10 protein-coding genes and 1 pseudogene are annotated in these 15490 nt (G+C 52.9%); 8 read left to right on the top strand and 3 right to left on the bottom strand.

Annotation, left to right across the window (positions count from 1 at the left end; all coding sequences use genetic code 11):
- Positions 1 to 345: Tn3 family transposase (locus N6G83_RS51620; RefSeq protein WP_260524305.1), on the top strand; the 345-nt coding region annotated here is incomplete at its 5' end.
- Positions 346 to 377: 32 nt separating this feature from the next.
- Positions 378 to 2996: pseudogene (locus N6G83_RS51615) on the top strand (Tn3 family transposase); the annotation flags it as partial.
- Here N6G83_RS51615 and N6G83_RS51610 read toward each other — a convergent pair.
- Positions 2968 to 3309 (bottom strand): MFS transporter, encoded by a 342-nt coding sequence (locus tag N6G83_RS51610; RefSeq protein ID WP_211136386.1) that lies wholly within the window; start codon positions 3307 to 3309, stop codon positions 2968 to 2970. The pseudogene N6G83_RS51615 and the gene N6G83_RS51610 overlap by 29 nt on opposite strands.
- A 287-nt stretch (positions 3310 to 3596) precedes the next feature.
- On the opposite strand from N6G83_RS51610, the gene N6G83_RS51605 reads away from it, so the two are divergent.
- From N6G83_RS51605 to N6G83_RS51590, 4 genes are all read left to right on the top strand, one after another.
- Positions 3597 to 4958 carry an MFS transporter gene (locus N6G83_RS51605; RefSeq protein WP_211136385.1) on the top strand — a complete coding sequence of 454 codons (1362 nt, stop codon included), beginning with the start codon at positions 3597 to 3599 and terminating at the stop codon, positions 4956 to 4958.
- Between the two features lie 15 nt (positions 4959 to 4973).
- Positions 4974 to 7319 (top strand): beta-glucosidase family protein, encoded by a 2346-nt coding sequence (locus N6G83_RS51600; protein ID WP_211136384.1) that lies wholly within the window; start codon positions 4974 to 4976, stop codon positions 7317 to 7319.
- Between the two features lie 210 nt (positions 7320 to 7529).
- Positions 7530 to 8504, top strand: coding sequence for a helix-turn-helix transcriptional regulator (locus tag N6G83_RS51595; protein WP_211136788.1), 975 nt, complete (start codon positions 7530 to 7532; stop codon positions 8502 to 8504).
- 111 nt (positions 8505 to 8615) lie between these two features.
- Positions 8616 to 10121 (top strand): Na+/H+ antiporter NhaC family protein, encoded by a 1506-nt coding sequence (locus tag N6G83_RS51590; protein ID WP_074031110.1) that lies wholly within the window; start codon positions 8616 to 8618, stop codon positions 10119 to 10121.
- Here the strand turns inward: N6G83_RS51590 and N6G83_RS51585 are convergent.
- Complete coding sequence (locus N6G83_RS51585; protein ID WP_409529743.1) at positions 10083 to 10937, bottom strand: acyltransferase family protein; 855 nt, start codon at positions 10935 to 10937, stop codon at positions 10083 to 10085. The two genes, N6G83_RS51590 and N6G83_RS51585, sit on opposite strands and share 39 nt — an antisense overlap.
- Positions 10938 to 11615: 678 nt before the next feature.
- Between N6G83_RS51585 and N6G83_RS51580 the strand changes: the two genes are divergently transcribed.
- Both N6G83_RS51580 and arcA read left to right on the top strand, forming a co-directional pair.
- The gene (locus N6G83_RS51580; protein WP_024530277.1) at positions 11616 to 13145 is read left to right on the top strand and encodes an amino acid permease; all 1530 of its coding nucleotides are present in this window, start codon (positions 11616 to 11618) and stop codon (positions 13143 to 13145) included.
- 15 nt (positions 13146 to 13160) lie between these two features.
- On the top strand, positions 13161 to 14435 hold the full coding sequence (gene arcA, locus N6G83_RS51575; RefSeq protein ID WP_024530278.1) for an arginine deiminase: 1275 nt from the start codon (positions 13161 to 13163) through the stop codon (positions 14433 to 14435).
- A gap of 89 nt (positions 14436 to 14524) precedes the next feature.
- Here the strand turns inward: arcA and blaFONA are convergent, their stop codons facing one another.
- The gene (gene blaFONA / locus N6G83_RS51570) at positions 14525 to 15412 is read right to left on the bottom strand and encodes an FONA family class A beta-lactamase (protein WP_211136783.1); all 888 of its coding nucleotides are present in this window, start codon (positions 15410 to 15412) and stop codon (positions 14525 to 14527) included.
- Between the last annotated feature and the right edge of the window lie 78 nt (positions 15413 to 15490).

The following is a 15490-nucleotide window of genomic DNA, read 5'->3' as shown; positions in this document are numbered from 1 at the left end:
TACTCAACGCCGGTAAACCGGATTGAATCTTATCACCAGTTGCGTGCCGCAGTGGCCAAAGTCGGCGGAAAGAAGGAATTAACTGGGAAAAATGACATTGAAACAGACATCAGTAACCAGTGCGGACGGCTGATTTCCAATGCAATCGTTTATTACAACTCGGCGATCCTGTCGCGATTGCTGGAACGACTGGAAGCGGAAGGCAATGCCAAAGGCATTGAGGCTCTTGCCAGAATATCACCGGTGGCCTGGCAGCACATTTTGCTGAACGGGCATTATACCTTCCAGAGCAGCAATGAGATTATTGACCTGGATGCGCTGGTTGCCGGGCTTAAACTGGGATAACGGAAAAATCTGGGGTTCCGGCGTAGAACCCCCTGTATACCCGTGCATGGCTCAGTAATGAACGCCCCGGACTGATGTTCGATTTTGCCACCGCGTGGCTGCTTCAAAATAAAGTGTTGTTGCCAGCCGCATCCACCCTGACGAGAGTCATTGGTGAAATCCGTGAGCGTGCGACCCGCCGCTTGTGGCGAAAATTGGCCGCGCTGCCAAACCGTTGGCAGACCGCACAACTGGCTGGGTTACTTGAAATCCCCGAAGGACAGCGACTCTCAGTGATGGAGCACCTAAAAAGAGGCCCTGTCACTATCAGCGGCCCCGCGTTCACTGAAGCACTTGAACGTTACACTCGCCTGCGCAGTCTGGAGTTTTCCTGTCTGAATTTCACTGGGCTGCCCGCCATACAGCTCCGCAATCTGGCACGCTATGCCGGAATGGCATCGGTGAAATATATCAGCAGAATGCCAGAAGAACGGCGGCTGGCGATCCTTACCGCATTCGTGAAAGCGCAAGAAATCTCGGCGCTGGACGAGGCCGTTGACGTGCTGGATATGCTGATCCTCAATATTACCCGGGAGGCGAAGAAAACCGGGCAGAAAAAGCGACTTAGGACGCTCAAGGATCTTGACCGCGCGGCGTTGCTGCTGGCGCGGGCATGCGCACTTTTACTTGATGAAGATACCGCCGATGAATTGCTGCGAAAGACCATATTCAGCAGTGTGTCTGGCGCCAGACTGGCAGAGTCCGTGGAAAAAGTGAATGAACTGGCCCGCCCCCAGGATACAAACTTTCAGGATGAAATGGTGGAACAATACGGACGGGTAAAGCGTTTTTTGCCCGCACTACTGCGCGATCTGCACTTCCGTGCGGCCCCAGACGGTGAACATACCTTGGCTGCCATCCATTACTTGGCAGAGCTAAACGGCTCGAAAAAACGGATCCTGGACGATGCACCTGAACATATCATTTCAGGCCCTTGGAAACGCCTGGTGTACGATGCTGACGGTCGGATACAGCGAGCAGGTTACTCGTTGTGTCTGCTGGAGCGACTTCAGGATACGCTACGCCGTCGTGACATCTGGTTGGAAAACAGCGATCGTTGGGGTGATCCGCGCCAAAAACTTCTTCAGGGGGAGGAATGGCAGGCGCAGCGGGTTCCAGTCTGCCGGGCATTGGGTCAACCCACTAATGGCAGTAAAGCATCGAAGCAATTGGCCGCACAGTTAGATCAAACCTGGAAAACGGTGGCATCACGTTTTGATCGCAATACCGCCGTGGGCATCTGCAATGAAGGTAAACATCCTTCGCTGACCATCAGCAGCCTGGATAAATTGGATGAGCCACTGGCGCTGATACAACTGAGCAGCCGAGTCAGACAATTAGTCCCACCCGTTGACCTGACAGAACTGTTGCTCGAGATTGACGCCAGAACTGGCTTCACCCGTGAATTCAGCCATGTCAGCGAGTCAGGTGCCCGTGTGCAGGATCTACATATAAGCCTGTGTGCGGTGATGCTGGCTGAGGCCTGCAATATCGGACATGAGCCGCTGATCAAGCACAATATCCCTGCACTGACCCGCCATCGTCTGAGCTGGGTGAAACAGAACTACATCCGAGCAGAAACGCTGGTTAGCGCCAATGCGCGGCTGGTTGATTTCCAGTCCTCGTTAGCGTTGGCAGGATACTGGGGTGGCGGGGAGGTAGCCTCCGCTGATGGTATGCGTTTTGTCACGCCAGTGAAAACGGTGAATTCTGGCCCCAACAGAAAATACTTTGGTTCAGGGCGCGGCATCACCTGGTACAACTTTGTCTCTGACCAATATTCGGGTTTTCATGGCATAGTGATCCCTGGAACACTGCGGGATTCCATCTTTGTGCTGGAAGGGCTACTTGAGCAACAAACGGGACTAAACCCGGTTGAAATCATGACGGACACAGCAGGTACCAGTGACATTATCTTTGGCCTGTTCTGGCTACTGGGATACCAATTTTCACCTCGTCTGGCGGATGCGGGTGAGGCTGTGTTCTGGCGGGCCGAAAAAGCGGCGAATTACGGGGCGTTGGACAAACTGGCGCGGGGTTGTGTTGACCTTTCTAAAATCGAAAGCCACTGGGATGAGATGATGCGGGTTGCCGGTTCGCTGAAGCTGGGCACTATTCATGCGTCAGAACTCATTCGGTCGCTATTGAGAAGTACCCGACCGTCAGGGCTTGCTCAGGCAATAATGGAGGTCGGAAGAGTTAACAAGACACTGTATCTTCTCAACTATATTGATGATGAGGACTATCGTCGCCGGATCCTAACACAGTTGAACCGGGGTGAAGGCCGCCATGCCGTTGCAAGAGCCATCTGCTACGGTCAGCGTGGCGAGATCAGAAAACGTTACCGCGAGGGGCAGGAAGATCAGTTGGGTGCGCTGGGTCTGGTGACAAACGCAGTGGTGCTGTGGAATACGCTTTATATGCAGGAAGCCTTGTCGCACCTGCGCAGCATCGAGGAAGGGCCAGAGGATGAACATATCGCGCGGCTTTCGCCTCTGATGCACGGTCATATCAACATGCTGGGACATTATACGTTCACACTACCAGAGGATATTTTAAAGGGGGAATTGAGGCCGTTAAATCTCAATTTAAACAATGAATTATCTCCTTAGCGTGGTTTTTTACATCATTGGCCCTCAAACCCCTAAACAGGCTGAGTCCGGCCAGTAATAGCGTGCGACGGCTGATGATATCCCCCAATCGCCCGACGCCCACAATCAGCGTAGTGATCGCCAGCAGATAAGCGATCACCACCCACTGCACATCTTGAAATGAAGCACCGAACACCTGCGCTAATGTAGGTAGGCTGACGTTGGTAATGCTGCTGCCCAGAGAGGAAAGCAGCGTTGGCAAGGCCAGGCTGGTTAGCCCACCGCGCAAGGCCGATGGTGGTGCGGGCAAGATATTTGGTACGGTGGATTTCATGGTTGGCTGACTCCTGAATTAACTTGTCAGTCAGCGTATGGCAAACCATGACATGGCGGAAGACGCATGGAATACAACTTATAAGTGCACCAAACGCCCTATGTCAGAATCGGGCGCAGCATGCAGCGCCCCTACGGTTGAATTTAGCAATACCTGTGAGCTTTCTCACAACTCCGTGATAAAGCCGGGGGCGAGCAAAAAATGGGAACTGTATAAACAACCGCTGGCAAGCCGCCCTTGACGCTCTCGGTATACTCAAGGCGAATCAACCTGAGTGAGTAAGTAAAATGAAAACAATAGAAATCGTCTCAGACAGTTATGTGAAGGTCGGCGTACGGGAAAAGATTGGCTATGGCTTCGGCGATCTGGCCTCCAACCTGTCGTTTGGCTTTGTCTCCCTGTTCTTACTGTTTTTTTACACCAATATTTACGGCATCAGCGCGGTACAGGCGAGCCTGATCTTTGTGATTGCCAGGGTGCTGGATGCGATTTTTAACATCTTTGTCGGTTACTTTATTGATAAGACTCAAACCCGGCACGGCAAGCTGCGCCCTTACCTGCTGTACGGCGCGGTGCCCTTGGGGATTTTGACGGTCCTGTGTTTCAGCACCTTCGACAGCGACTATAAATTTTATTACGCGCTGATCACCTACACCCTCTATTGCCTGGCCTACACGGCGGTCAACACGCCCTATTCTGCCATGACCAATATGCTGACCCAGCACGAAGGCTCACGGGCTTCACTGTCGGTTTACCGCTTTGTGTTGGCTATTGTGGGTTACTTGATTGTCTCGACCACAGCCGACCTGCTGATCTCACCGTTCACCGATCAGAAGATGGGTTATGTGTTTGCCGTCAGTTGCTTTAGCCTGTTGGCCACCTTCTTCTTCCTAGCGTGCTTTGGTATGACCAAAGAGCGGGTAAAAAGCCTGCCAGATCAAAAGGCCCCCACGCTTAAAGAGATGATCACCGCCGTTTCCGGCAACCTGCCGTTAATCCATCTTTCCCTGTTCACGGTGTTTTTCTATATCGCCTATACGGTATGGATGGCCATTGCTATCTACTTCATCAAATACACCCTGGGAGATGAAAGCTTTACCGCCAAGTTCTTCATGATCCAATCTGCGGCCTATGTGGCGGGTACGGTGATCTCAGAAAAGATCATCAGCCTGATGGGCAAAAAGAAAATGGTTCAGTTGGGGCTGCTGATCGGGATTGTCGGCTTGCTGTTCCAATACTTCCTGGCGGGTGATAACGCCTACCTGATTATGACCGGCGTGTGCCTGTACAGCATTACTCTGGGGATGGGCTTTGTCGCGATGTGGTCGATGATTGCCGATACCGTTGAGTATGCCGAATGGAAACACGGCGTACGTACCGAAGGGGCCATTTACGGCTTCTTTAACTTCATCACCAAAATTGCCATGGCGATTGGTGGCGGCTGTGCCGGCTTGATGCTCGATTACTTTGACTACTCGTCCGAGCATATCAGCGCCAACGCGCTCAACGGCATCAATATGATGATGACGCTGTTTCCTGGCCTGATGTTTGCCCTGGGGATGCTGTTTATCTTCTTCTACAAGCTGGATGAGCACACCTACCGGAATATCATCAAAGACATTGAATTGCGCAAAGCTAGCGCGCAGTAACCAGCAGGTAACCCTATGAAAAAAGATTTCCACGCCATCATTGCCGCCATGACTGCCGAAGAGAAAGTGGCGCTGCTCAGCGGTAGCGGTTTATGGCGTACCGCCAGCTTCCCACAGTATGGCATTAGCGACATTGTGATGACGGATGGCACCTACGGTGTCCGTTACAGCACCAGCCAGATCGAACAGGGGGAAAATTGGCACATTAGCGATTTTCTGGCCGTGATTGGCCAAAGCGCGGGCGAGGTGGAAGAACAAAAAGGCGGCTCTGAGGCACTGTTCAGCAAATCCAAACCGGCCACCTGCTTCCCGAATGGTTCAACCCTGGCCTGTAGCTGGGACGTGGATCTGGTGTACCAGATGGGCGAGGCGTTGGCCAAAGAGTGCCAGGAGATGGGCGTCGGCATTCTGCTTGGCCCGGGGATCAATATTCGCCGCACACCTTTGGCTGGCCGTGGCTATGAATATTACTCGGAAGATCCTGTGGTCAGCGGTGACGTGGCCGCAGCCCTGATCAATGGGCTGCAGGACGGTGGTGTGGGTGCCAGCCTGAAGCACTTTGCCGCCAACAACTCGGAATACCGCCGCACCGAGATGGATTCGGTGGTGGAAGAACGGGCGCTGCGCGAGATTTACCTCTCGGGATTCAAGCGGGCGATCGACAAATCCACCCCCTGGACGGTAATGTCGTCCTATAACCGGCTCAATGGCGTGCAAACGTCGCAACACCACTGGTTGCTGACCGAGGTGCTGCGCAATGAGTGGCGCTATGACGGACTGGTGATGTCCGACTGGTACGGCATCAAAGACCGCCCCGCTTCTTTGCTGGCGGGTAACGATTTGGCGATGCCGGAAACCCAGCGTGATAAACAGGAGCTGTTGCAGGCGACCGAGCGTGGAGAAATCCCTACAGAGGTTCTCGATACTGCCTGCCTGCGGATGTTAACCCTGATCGACAAGGTGCAGCGCCACCGCAAGCCGGGTACCAAAGCCGATTACCCGCAACATCATCGGTTGGCACAGCAGTTGGCTGCCGAATCGATGGTGTTATTGAAAAACGAAGGCAATATCCTGCCGCTGCAAGCCGGCAAGAAAACTACCATCGCCGTATTGGGTAAACCGGCTCAGGAGCCGGTGATCCAAGGTTCAGGCTGTGCTACTACCGTGCCTTACATGCTCGATCGTCCGCTGGATGAAATTTTCGAGGTGGCCGGTAACGACTTCCAGATCGACTATGCCATCGGCACCCCGGATGATAATCACGTCGACCCGCAGGCGCAGGCACATGCGGTTGAGCTAGCCAGCAAGGCGGACGTCGCCGTGGTGTTCGTCAGCACTGCCATTGGCGAAGATGGCGAAAACGGCGATCGCCGGGATCTGAATATCTTGCCTAGTCATGAAGCGTTGATCCGTGCGGTAGCCAAACGACAGCCCAATGTGGTGGTCGTGTTGGCTAACAGCGATGCGGTGGTGATGCCTTGGCTGTCAGACTGCAAAGCCCTGCTGGAGACCTTCTTTGCGGGCCAGGGCATGGGCCGCGCGGTGGCGGATATTCTGTTTGGCCGGGCCAACCCCTGCGGCAAGCTGACGGTCACGGTGCCCAATACGCTGGAAGAAACTCCAGCATGGCTCGATTACCCGGGGGAAAACCTGCGCCATCACTACAGCGAAGGGCTGTACGTAGGTTATCGCTACTACGACCGACGTAAGCTGACGCCGCAGTTCCCGTTCGGTTTTGGCCTGAGCTATAGCCAGTTTAGCTATGCCACGCTGGCGACTTCGGTCACGGAACTTGAAGAGGGCCAGCCCTTAACCGTCAGCGTTGAGGTGACCAACCGTGGCGATCGGGCCGGTAAAGAGATCGTGCAACTTTACCTGACTGCACCGCAGGGAGATCTGGCACGCGAAGTCCTGGCGTTGAAAGCCTTCGCCAAGGTGCATCTTGAGGCGGGCGAAAGTAAAACGGTGACCATGACGCTGGAATGGCCGGATTTTGCCTGTTTCCATCCGGGTATGGCCGCTTGGGTAGTCGATCCTGGCGAGTATCAGCTTCACGTGGCACGTTCTTCGCGGGATATCGCGCTGAGCACGGTGGTCAAGCTGTGCGCCAAGCCCTATTATTTACCGCTAAAGGTGGACAATTCGTTGCAGCAACTGATCGCTACCCCACCGGCTTTTGACCGAGTGGTGAGGTTATTGGTCAGCAAGAACGGCTTGCCGGAGGCGGTGATGCGCGAAAAGCTCATCGCGATTGCTCCGGATCTGTTCTGCGGCCTGTTTATCGCCCTGACGGAGTTCCTGGCTATTGATATTACTCAGCAGGAGTTGGAGGCTGCATTAGCGGAGCCTGCCGCCTTGTGACCCCTCACCCCAACCCTCTCCCGCAGGGAGAGGGAGCTGTACGGTGATGTAAATAAGTACGTAATTCAATTTTCGGCATTTTAACTCTGGGCACAGGAGTAAAGTTGTAGCACGGACAGTTCCCTCTCCTTGGGGTTAGGGAGACGGAGAAAGACGCCGCCCTAATCAGACACGTATTTTCATCACCAACCTCAGGGGATTAATAAGCCGATGTTTCCTTTCTCTGTTACGCGACAACCCAAGCCGCAGTCCCATCGGCAGGCGCAAGCAGCGATCCATGAGGGCAGCGGCTATGAGCTGATCTCGTTTGACGCCGAAAAACTCAACGTCTTCGCCGCCGAGGTTTACTACTGCGAGCCCCATTGGCACTCGGCCCCTGAGCTGATCTGTATCCTGTCCGGCGAGTTTTCCGTCACCCTCGGCCATGCCACCTCAGTGGCCAGCGCGGGAAGCATGCTGTATATCAACCCGGACGAAATCCACTCCCTTGAAGCTCGCGCCCCAAACAGCCAACTGCTGACCATCCAGTTTTCCCCCCATCTGTTTGATGAAACCCATCCGGCCCCGCTGATGTTTAATCAGGGCGACCGCACTGCAGAGCAGCAGATTAGTAACGCCGTGATCGCCCTGCTCGATAACCTGGTCACGGCACAATCTTCGTTTACCCGCATTGCCCTGGTTTATCATCTTTTGGGAACGCTTGCTGCAGCAACGCCAAGCCAGGCCGACCAACAGCAGGTTAGCGTCAGGAAAAAAGACCAACAGCTGGTCAAATACGGCATTGAGTTTATCAACCAGCATTTTGACGATGAGCTCAACCTGGCCACCATTGCCGAACACGCTGGCGTCAGCTATCACCACTTTTCCCGTATTTTCAAAAAGATCAGCGGCTACAACTTTAAAGAATATCTGACCATGATCAGAATTAATAAGGCCAAACTGCTGCTGAAAGACACCAACATCCCGATCACCGACATCAGCTACACCTGCGGTTTCAGCGGCCATAAACAGCTGATTTTTGCCTTTAACAAATATTGCCGCATGACGCCAACCGAGTTCCGAAAAAGCTACCTTAGCGCCATCAATTCGGCGGCAGAACTGCAGATCATGACCGATTTCCGCTGCCTGCCACTGGATCGGCAGATCGTTGCACGCTTACAAAGCTTCAACGCTGACCCGCAATAATTAAAATAATCATTGCCCTATACCGCCCATGGCTATACTTACCTCAGTAGCTACCGCAGGTATTGCTGTTGCCTGAACTCTCCTGTCTTAACTGTCTGTGGAGCCGTGCCCATGAGCAAATCAGCTAAAACTCCCCGCCCTGTTAAAGCCCCAAGCTATCTGGATGCTCTACTGCCGATAGTCACGTTGATTTTGCTGGTCGGAGCTTCCGTTGCTCTGTTTGGACTTGAAGCCGTCAACGGTCCTTTGCAGGTGGCCATCATCCTCAGCACCATGATCACCGCTATGGTCATCCTGAAGAATGGCCATAGCTGGGAGGAGGTTTCCGAGTCCGGCCGCAAAGGCATTGCCACCATCTCGGGGGCCATTTTTATCCTGTTTTCCGTCGGGGCGCTGATTGGCACCTGGAACATGTCCGGCACCATTCCTACCATGGTGTATTACGGCATTATCATGATCACCCCCAACTGGTTCTATCCGATAGCCTTTTTGGTCTGCGTTGGCGTCTCTTTAAGTATTGGCAGTTCCTGGACCACGGCGGGCACTTTGGGAGTCGGGTTGGTTGGGTTGGCCAATATGCTGGGGCTATCACCAGAAATTACGGCTGGAGCCGTGATTTCCGGGGCTTACGTGGGTGACAAGATCTCGCCGCTGTCTGAAAGTACCGTATTGGCCGCTCAGCTCAACGGCGTCGAATTGTATAAACATATTCGCGCCCAGCTTTGGACCACCATTCCGGCGGCGGTCATTGCCCTGATCGGTTTTATTCTGTTAGGGCTAAATCAGCACAGTGCCTTTGATGCCACCATCACCAACAACGAACTGACCCGTTTTAACGAACTGTTCCACATCACCCCGTGGAACCTGTTGCCGCTGGTTTTCCTGTTGGTATTATCGGTCGCCAAGGTGCCCGCCCCGTTGGCCATCATGTGCTCGGCCTTGATGGCGGGGATCATGACGTCCTTTATGCAACCGCAGGTGATCGAACGCTTTATTGTCGAGCCCGATCTTGCCAGCCCGCTATTGGCCATCAAGGCGGCCTGGCTGGCGATGGCGACCGGTTTCCAGGAGAACTCAGGTATTGAACAGATCGACGCCCTGCTGTCACGCGGCGGCATGGACAGTATGTTGTTTACGATCTGGCTGATTATCGGCGCGGTGACGTTTGGCATTATGGTGGATGACTTCGGCCTGCTGAACAAACTGGTTACGCCGCTGCTGCTGCGGGCCAGAACCGTGGGCAAGCTGTTTACCTCGGTGGTTGCTACCGCAATTGGGCTGAATATTGCCGCGGGCGATCAGTATATTGCGCTGCTGCTACCCACCCGGCTGTACCGTGCCGAATTTGCCAAGCGAGGGCTGGCGCCAGAGAACCTGTCACGCATCGTTTCGGATGCCGGGATTGTCACCTCTCCGCTGATCCCCTGGAACTCCTGCGGAGCTTATATGGCTGCGGTACTGGGTGTCTCGACCATGGCCTACATGCCGTTTGCCATCTTTAATATTGCCGCACCACTGATCACTCTGGCACTTGGCATAACCGGTTTTAATATTCGCCATATCCCGGTGGCAGCTCCCTCAGAAGGAGATAATCCGAGCCGTAAAGCGGTTGAGTAGCAACAGCCGTGAAACCAATACCGAGGCGACAAAAACCAGGACCAGTAAGGTAAATTTAAGCGTGGCGTCATTGAAGTCATATAGCGTAGTAATGAAATAGAACACGCTGTAGTGAACGATATAGACGCCCACCATCGCCGGGCTGATAAACTCCACGACGCGGGTAAGCAATCGGCTTTTGATGGCGATATTATCAAACAGGATAAACAGCGCCAGGCTCATGCCCAACAGGTGCAGGTGCTCCAACACAAACCAGCCGGCGACGCTGATCTGGGTATGGGTTGACAGATAAAGTTCGTAGAAATACATGGAGATACCGATGGGGATCACCAGCAGCCTGGCGGCCCACTGCACGCTGGATTTTTTGGTGAACCTGCGACCAGGTGCTTCCCCCAGCACATGGCCAATAATGTAGTAGCCGCCCCAAACCCAAATAAACGAATAGCTGGAGATAAACAGCGGATCGTCTTGGGTATCCAGCGGGCTGAAAATATCCAACAGGGCAATAACGGCAACCAGCCCGGCAAACACGGCCGCAGTAACTTTCAAATGCTTAATGCCCTTAAGGATGATGGGGTAAATTAAATAGATGATCCCCATATTCAATAATATGCCATTCTGTAAAATATAACCTTGATGAATGTATTGGGTTTTAATCAAAGATGAAACAATGTTCCAGAAAATTATGATCAGGATAATGGATTTTATTTTCACCATGATCTCCTGCCTGGTGAGTTTCTCTACCTCATCCATATAACCGATAATGATAAAAAACAAAGGCTTGGCAATAATAGACACAAAGTACAATATCCCCATGGTATTCGCATGGAGGAAACACTCGAGAGCACACATTTGGCTGGTCGAGAAGAAGGTGACGGCGGCAAAACAACTTAAACTCTTTAATGCCTGCTGGCTGACACTGTTGATCATGGTTTTCCATCCATCACCGGGTTGATATGACACACCCTACTGTTTTTTATAAAAATAATCTTAGTACATTAACACCCACTGCACAACGCGCATCTTTAGCCATGATCCGAATGACCACCCATGTAATGGGAATTTTCCCAGAAGCCAATGGACGGACTTTGATATATTAACTATTTTTATACAACCTGCGTTTTTATGCTTAAAGCACATTGGCTCCCCTAGCCGGCAACAATCCGTTACCTTTTGTTATGTTATTGATTTTATTTAAAAAAACAATAAATCTGATTGAGCATGCCAGTTCCAGCCCGCCAAAGTAAAGCATTATCATTATTTTTAGTGGCTTTAAAGGATTGTTAATCAAGAATATTCTCGTGCTTGGTTTTTTATTCCGTCAGGCGACAGTATTTCCCCCATTCGGAATCAACAATGCTGATGTTGAAGAAAAAAGTTATTTGCGACAGGAAAATTTGCCGGTTATGACTATGATTTAATCGTAAGTCGGTTGGTAACGTTATCCTTTAATTACGCAATACTTTATTTGACTTGGTGTCAGTAAGGAAAACCATGACGAGCTCATCAACGAATAAACTGTCCCTATGGTCACTCACCGCACTGGTAGTGGGCTCCATGATAGGGGCCGGTATATTTTCTTTACCGGCCACCTTTGGGCGTGCTACGGGAGGGTTTGGTGCCATTATCGCCTGGTGTATTGCGGGCGGCGGGATGTTAATGCTGGCCTTTGTGTTTCAAACGCTGGCGCAACGTAAACCCGATCTCGATTCCGGCGTGTTTATTTATGCCAAAGCCGGATTCGGTGATTATCTGGGATTTGCCTCTGCACTTGGCTTCTGGGCCGGGACCTGTATTGGTAACGTCTCTTACTTTGTGCTGATCAAATCCACCCTGGGGGCCTTCTTCCCGATATTTGGCGATGGCAATACCATTCCCGCGGTGTTGTTTGCCTCGGTCATTCTTTGGGGATTCCATATTCTGGTACTGCGCGGGGTTAAAAGTGCTGCGGCTATCAACACCATTGCCACCATCGCTAAAATCCTGCCAATCCTCATCTTTATTATTGTGCTGATCTTTGCCTTCAAAAGTGACGTGTTTGCACTCAACTTCTGGGGATCTCCAGAGAGCGCAACCTCTGCAGCCTCTTTGGCAAGCGTGGGCGATCTCTCTCACCTCAACGACTACGGCTATGTCGGTCATGCCGCCGCCGCCATTGTCCCTACTGCGGAACCCGAATCCCTGTTCAGCCAGGTGCGCAGCACCATGCTGGTGACGGTATTCGTATTCCTGGGGATTGAAGGTGCCAGCGTCTATTCCCGCTATGCCAAAGAACGCAGCCACGTGGGCATTGCCACGGTGCTGGGGTTCATTGGGGTGCTGTGCCTGTTGGTGCTGATCACCATGCTGTCTTACGGCGTGATGCTCCGTCCCGATCTGGCGGCGTTACGCCAACCTTCGATGGCGGGCGTGTTGGAAGCTATCGTTGGACGCTGGGGGGCGATCTTCATCAGCGTGGGCCTGATTGTTTCGGTACTGGGGGCTTATCTCTCCTGGTCTTTGCTGGCGGCAGAAGTGCTGTTTTCCGCCGCAAAAAGCAAGAGTATGCCGAAGGTGTTCGCCACCGAAAACAGCAATGCGGTGCCCTCTTCCGCCGTCTGGCTGACCAACATCACCATTCAGGTGTTCTTAATCCTGACGCTGTTTAGTGATTACGCCTTCCAGCTGGCGCTCGAACTGACCAGCTCCCTGACGCTGATCCCTTATCTGTTGGTAGGTGCCTATGGGCTGAAGCTGGCCATGACCGGCGAAACCTACGAAACCGATAAACGCGATCATAAAAAGGATCTGATCTTCGCGCTGATCGCCACCTTCTACGCACTGCTGATGCTGTACGCCGGTGGTATGAAGTATCTGCTGCTCTCCGCCATCATCTATGGCCCAGGCACGCTGCTATACATTATGGCCAAACGTGAACAGCACGCAAAAGTGTTCACCCCGGCCGAGATGGGGCTCTTTGTAATCGTTATGGTCGCCGCCGTTGCTGCAATCTACAGCATTGCCACTGGCGTTATCACAATCTGATCGAGGCAAGTCATTATGTCGACTAAAAAAAAGACGCAGTCCAAGTTTGGTGTTCATTCAGAAGTAGGGAAATTGCATAAAGTCATGGTCTGCGCCCCTGGCAAGGCGCATAACCGGCTGACACCGAGTAATTGTGATGAGCTGTTGTTTGATGACGTGCTGTGGGTTGAGCGCGCCAAGCGTGACCATTTTGACTTCATGACCAAGATGCGTGAACACGGCGTGGACGTGGTTGAAATGCACAACCTGCTGGCCGAAACCCTGGCGCTGCCCGAAGCCAGAAAGTGGATCCTGGATCAGCAGATTGTGCCTAATGAAGTGTCGCTGGGGATCTTGAATGAAACCCGCAGCTTCCTTGATGGCCTGGCACCACGGGCGTTGGCGGAGGTACTGATCGGTGGCCTTTCCACTACTGAGCTGGCTAAAGAAGGCTATGCCGACCACGAAGAGCTGAAGCTGATCCGCGAAGCGGTAGGCATTACAGAATACCTGCTGCCACCGCTGCCGAATACCTTATATACCCGTGATACCACCTGCTGGATCTACGGTGGCGTGACCTTGAACCCACTGTATTGGCCTGCCCGTCACGAAGAAACCATTCTGACCACGGCGATCTACAAGTTCCACCCAGACTTTGGCGAAGCCAATGTTAACGTCTGGTGGGGGGACCCAACGGTGCACCACGGTACCGCCACGCTCGAAGGTGGGGACGTGATGCCGATCGGCAACAAAACGGTGCTGATTGGGATGAGTGAGCGGACCTCGCATCAGGCGATCACCCAACTGGCCGCCGCGCTGTTTGCCAACAAACATTCCGGTGTTGAACGGGTGATGATTGCCGCTATGCCGAAACTGCGTGCCGCCATGCACCTGGATACGGTATTTACCTTCTGCGACCGCGATGTGGTGACGCTCTACCCGGCTATCGTCAATCAGATCAAAACCTTCTCACTGCGCCCGGATGCTGGCCCAACCGGCATGAAGCTGAGCCGCGATAAAGGCACCTTTGTTGAAGCCATTGCCGGAGCATTGAACCTGAAAAAACTGCGGGTGGTGGAAACCGAAGGCAACGACTACGACACCGAGCGCCAACAGTGGGACAGCGGCAACAACATGGTGGCGCTCTCTCCTGGGGTGGTGCTGGCTTACGATCGTAATACCAAAACCAATACCCAGCTACGCAAAGAAGGGGTTGAGGTCATTGAGATTGTCGGTAGTGAGCTGGGCCGTGGCCGTGGCGGCGGCCACTGTATGACCTGCCCGATTATCCGCGATGCCATTGATTATTAATCGCCAGGCGTGATCAGAAAAGGCCGGATTTTCCGGCCTTTTTTATGCTGACAAAATCACTGCGCGTTTACGCGGTGAATATCCCCGATTCAAAGTCCTTCGGTGACAATTTTAGCGGCCGCAGCCAACACGTCTTTGCGGGCTTCGGCATTCTGCTGTGGCTGCGTGAAATAGGTTACTAATACCAACGGTGCGTGGTTAGCTGGCCAAATCACGGCGATATCGTTAGTGGTACCGTAATCACCGCTACCGGTTTTATCCCCAACCACCCATGTAGTTGGCAGACCTGCACGAATGCTGGCTCCGCCGGTAGTGTTCCCCTTCATCCATTCAACCAGTTGAGCACGCTGTGGTTCACCCAGCGCTTTGCCCAAGGTCAGGTTTTGCAGGCTTTTTGCCATCGCCAGCGGCGAGGTGGTATCGCGCTTATCACCCGGAATAGCGGTATTTAAAGTGGGTTCGGTACGATCGAGACGGAAGGTTTTATCGCCGATGGTACGTGCAAACTCTGTAACCTTTGCCGGGCCGCCAAGATGCTCAAGGATCTTGTTCATCGCCGTGTTGTCACTGTACTGGATAGTGGCGGCGCTGAACTCGGCCAGGGTCATCCCGGTATCCAGGTGTTTTTCGGCGATCGGGTTGTAGTTGACCAGATCGGATTGCTTGATCTCCATCCGCTTAGCCAAAAGATTTTTATCCGTCTCGCTCTGTTTTAACAACGCCGACACCGCCATCACCTTGCTGGTGCTGCACATCGGAAAACGTTCATCCGCGCGATACAGGATCTGCGAATTATCAGCGGTATCGATCAGCGCCACGCCCAGGCGGCCACCGGAATTTTTCTCCAGTTCAGACAGTTGCTGCTGAATATTCGCCTTGGCATTAGCGGATTGCGCCCATAGCGGTACGCTACCGAACAGCAACGGCATAACCGTAGCGACCATCAGGGTGGTTTGACGTAATGTATTTTTAACCATGTTTTGCCTCACATAAAATAGATTAATGCAGCGGAGTTCTCTTCAGATGGCGGGAAATATCCTCTGTTAGGCCGTTAT

The organism is Serratia sp. PL7 (assembly GCF_945957435.1).
The sequence above is the reverse complement of the archived record's forward strand: the minus strand, read 5'-3'. Positions and strand labels throughout refer to the sequence as shown.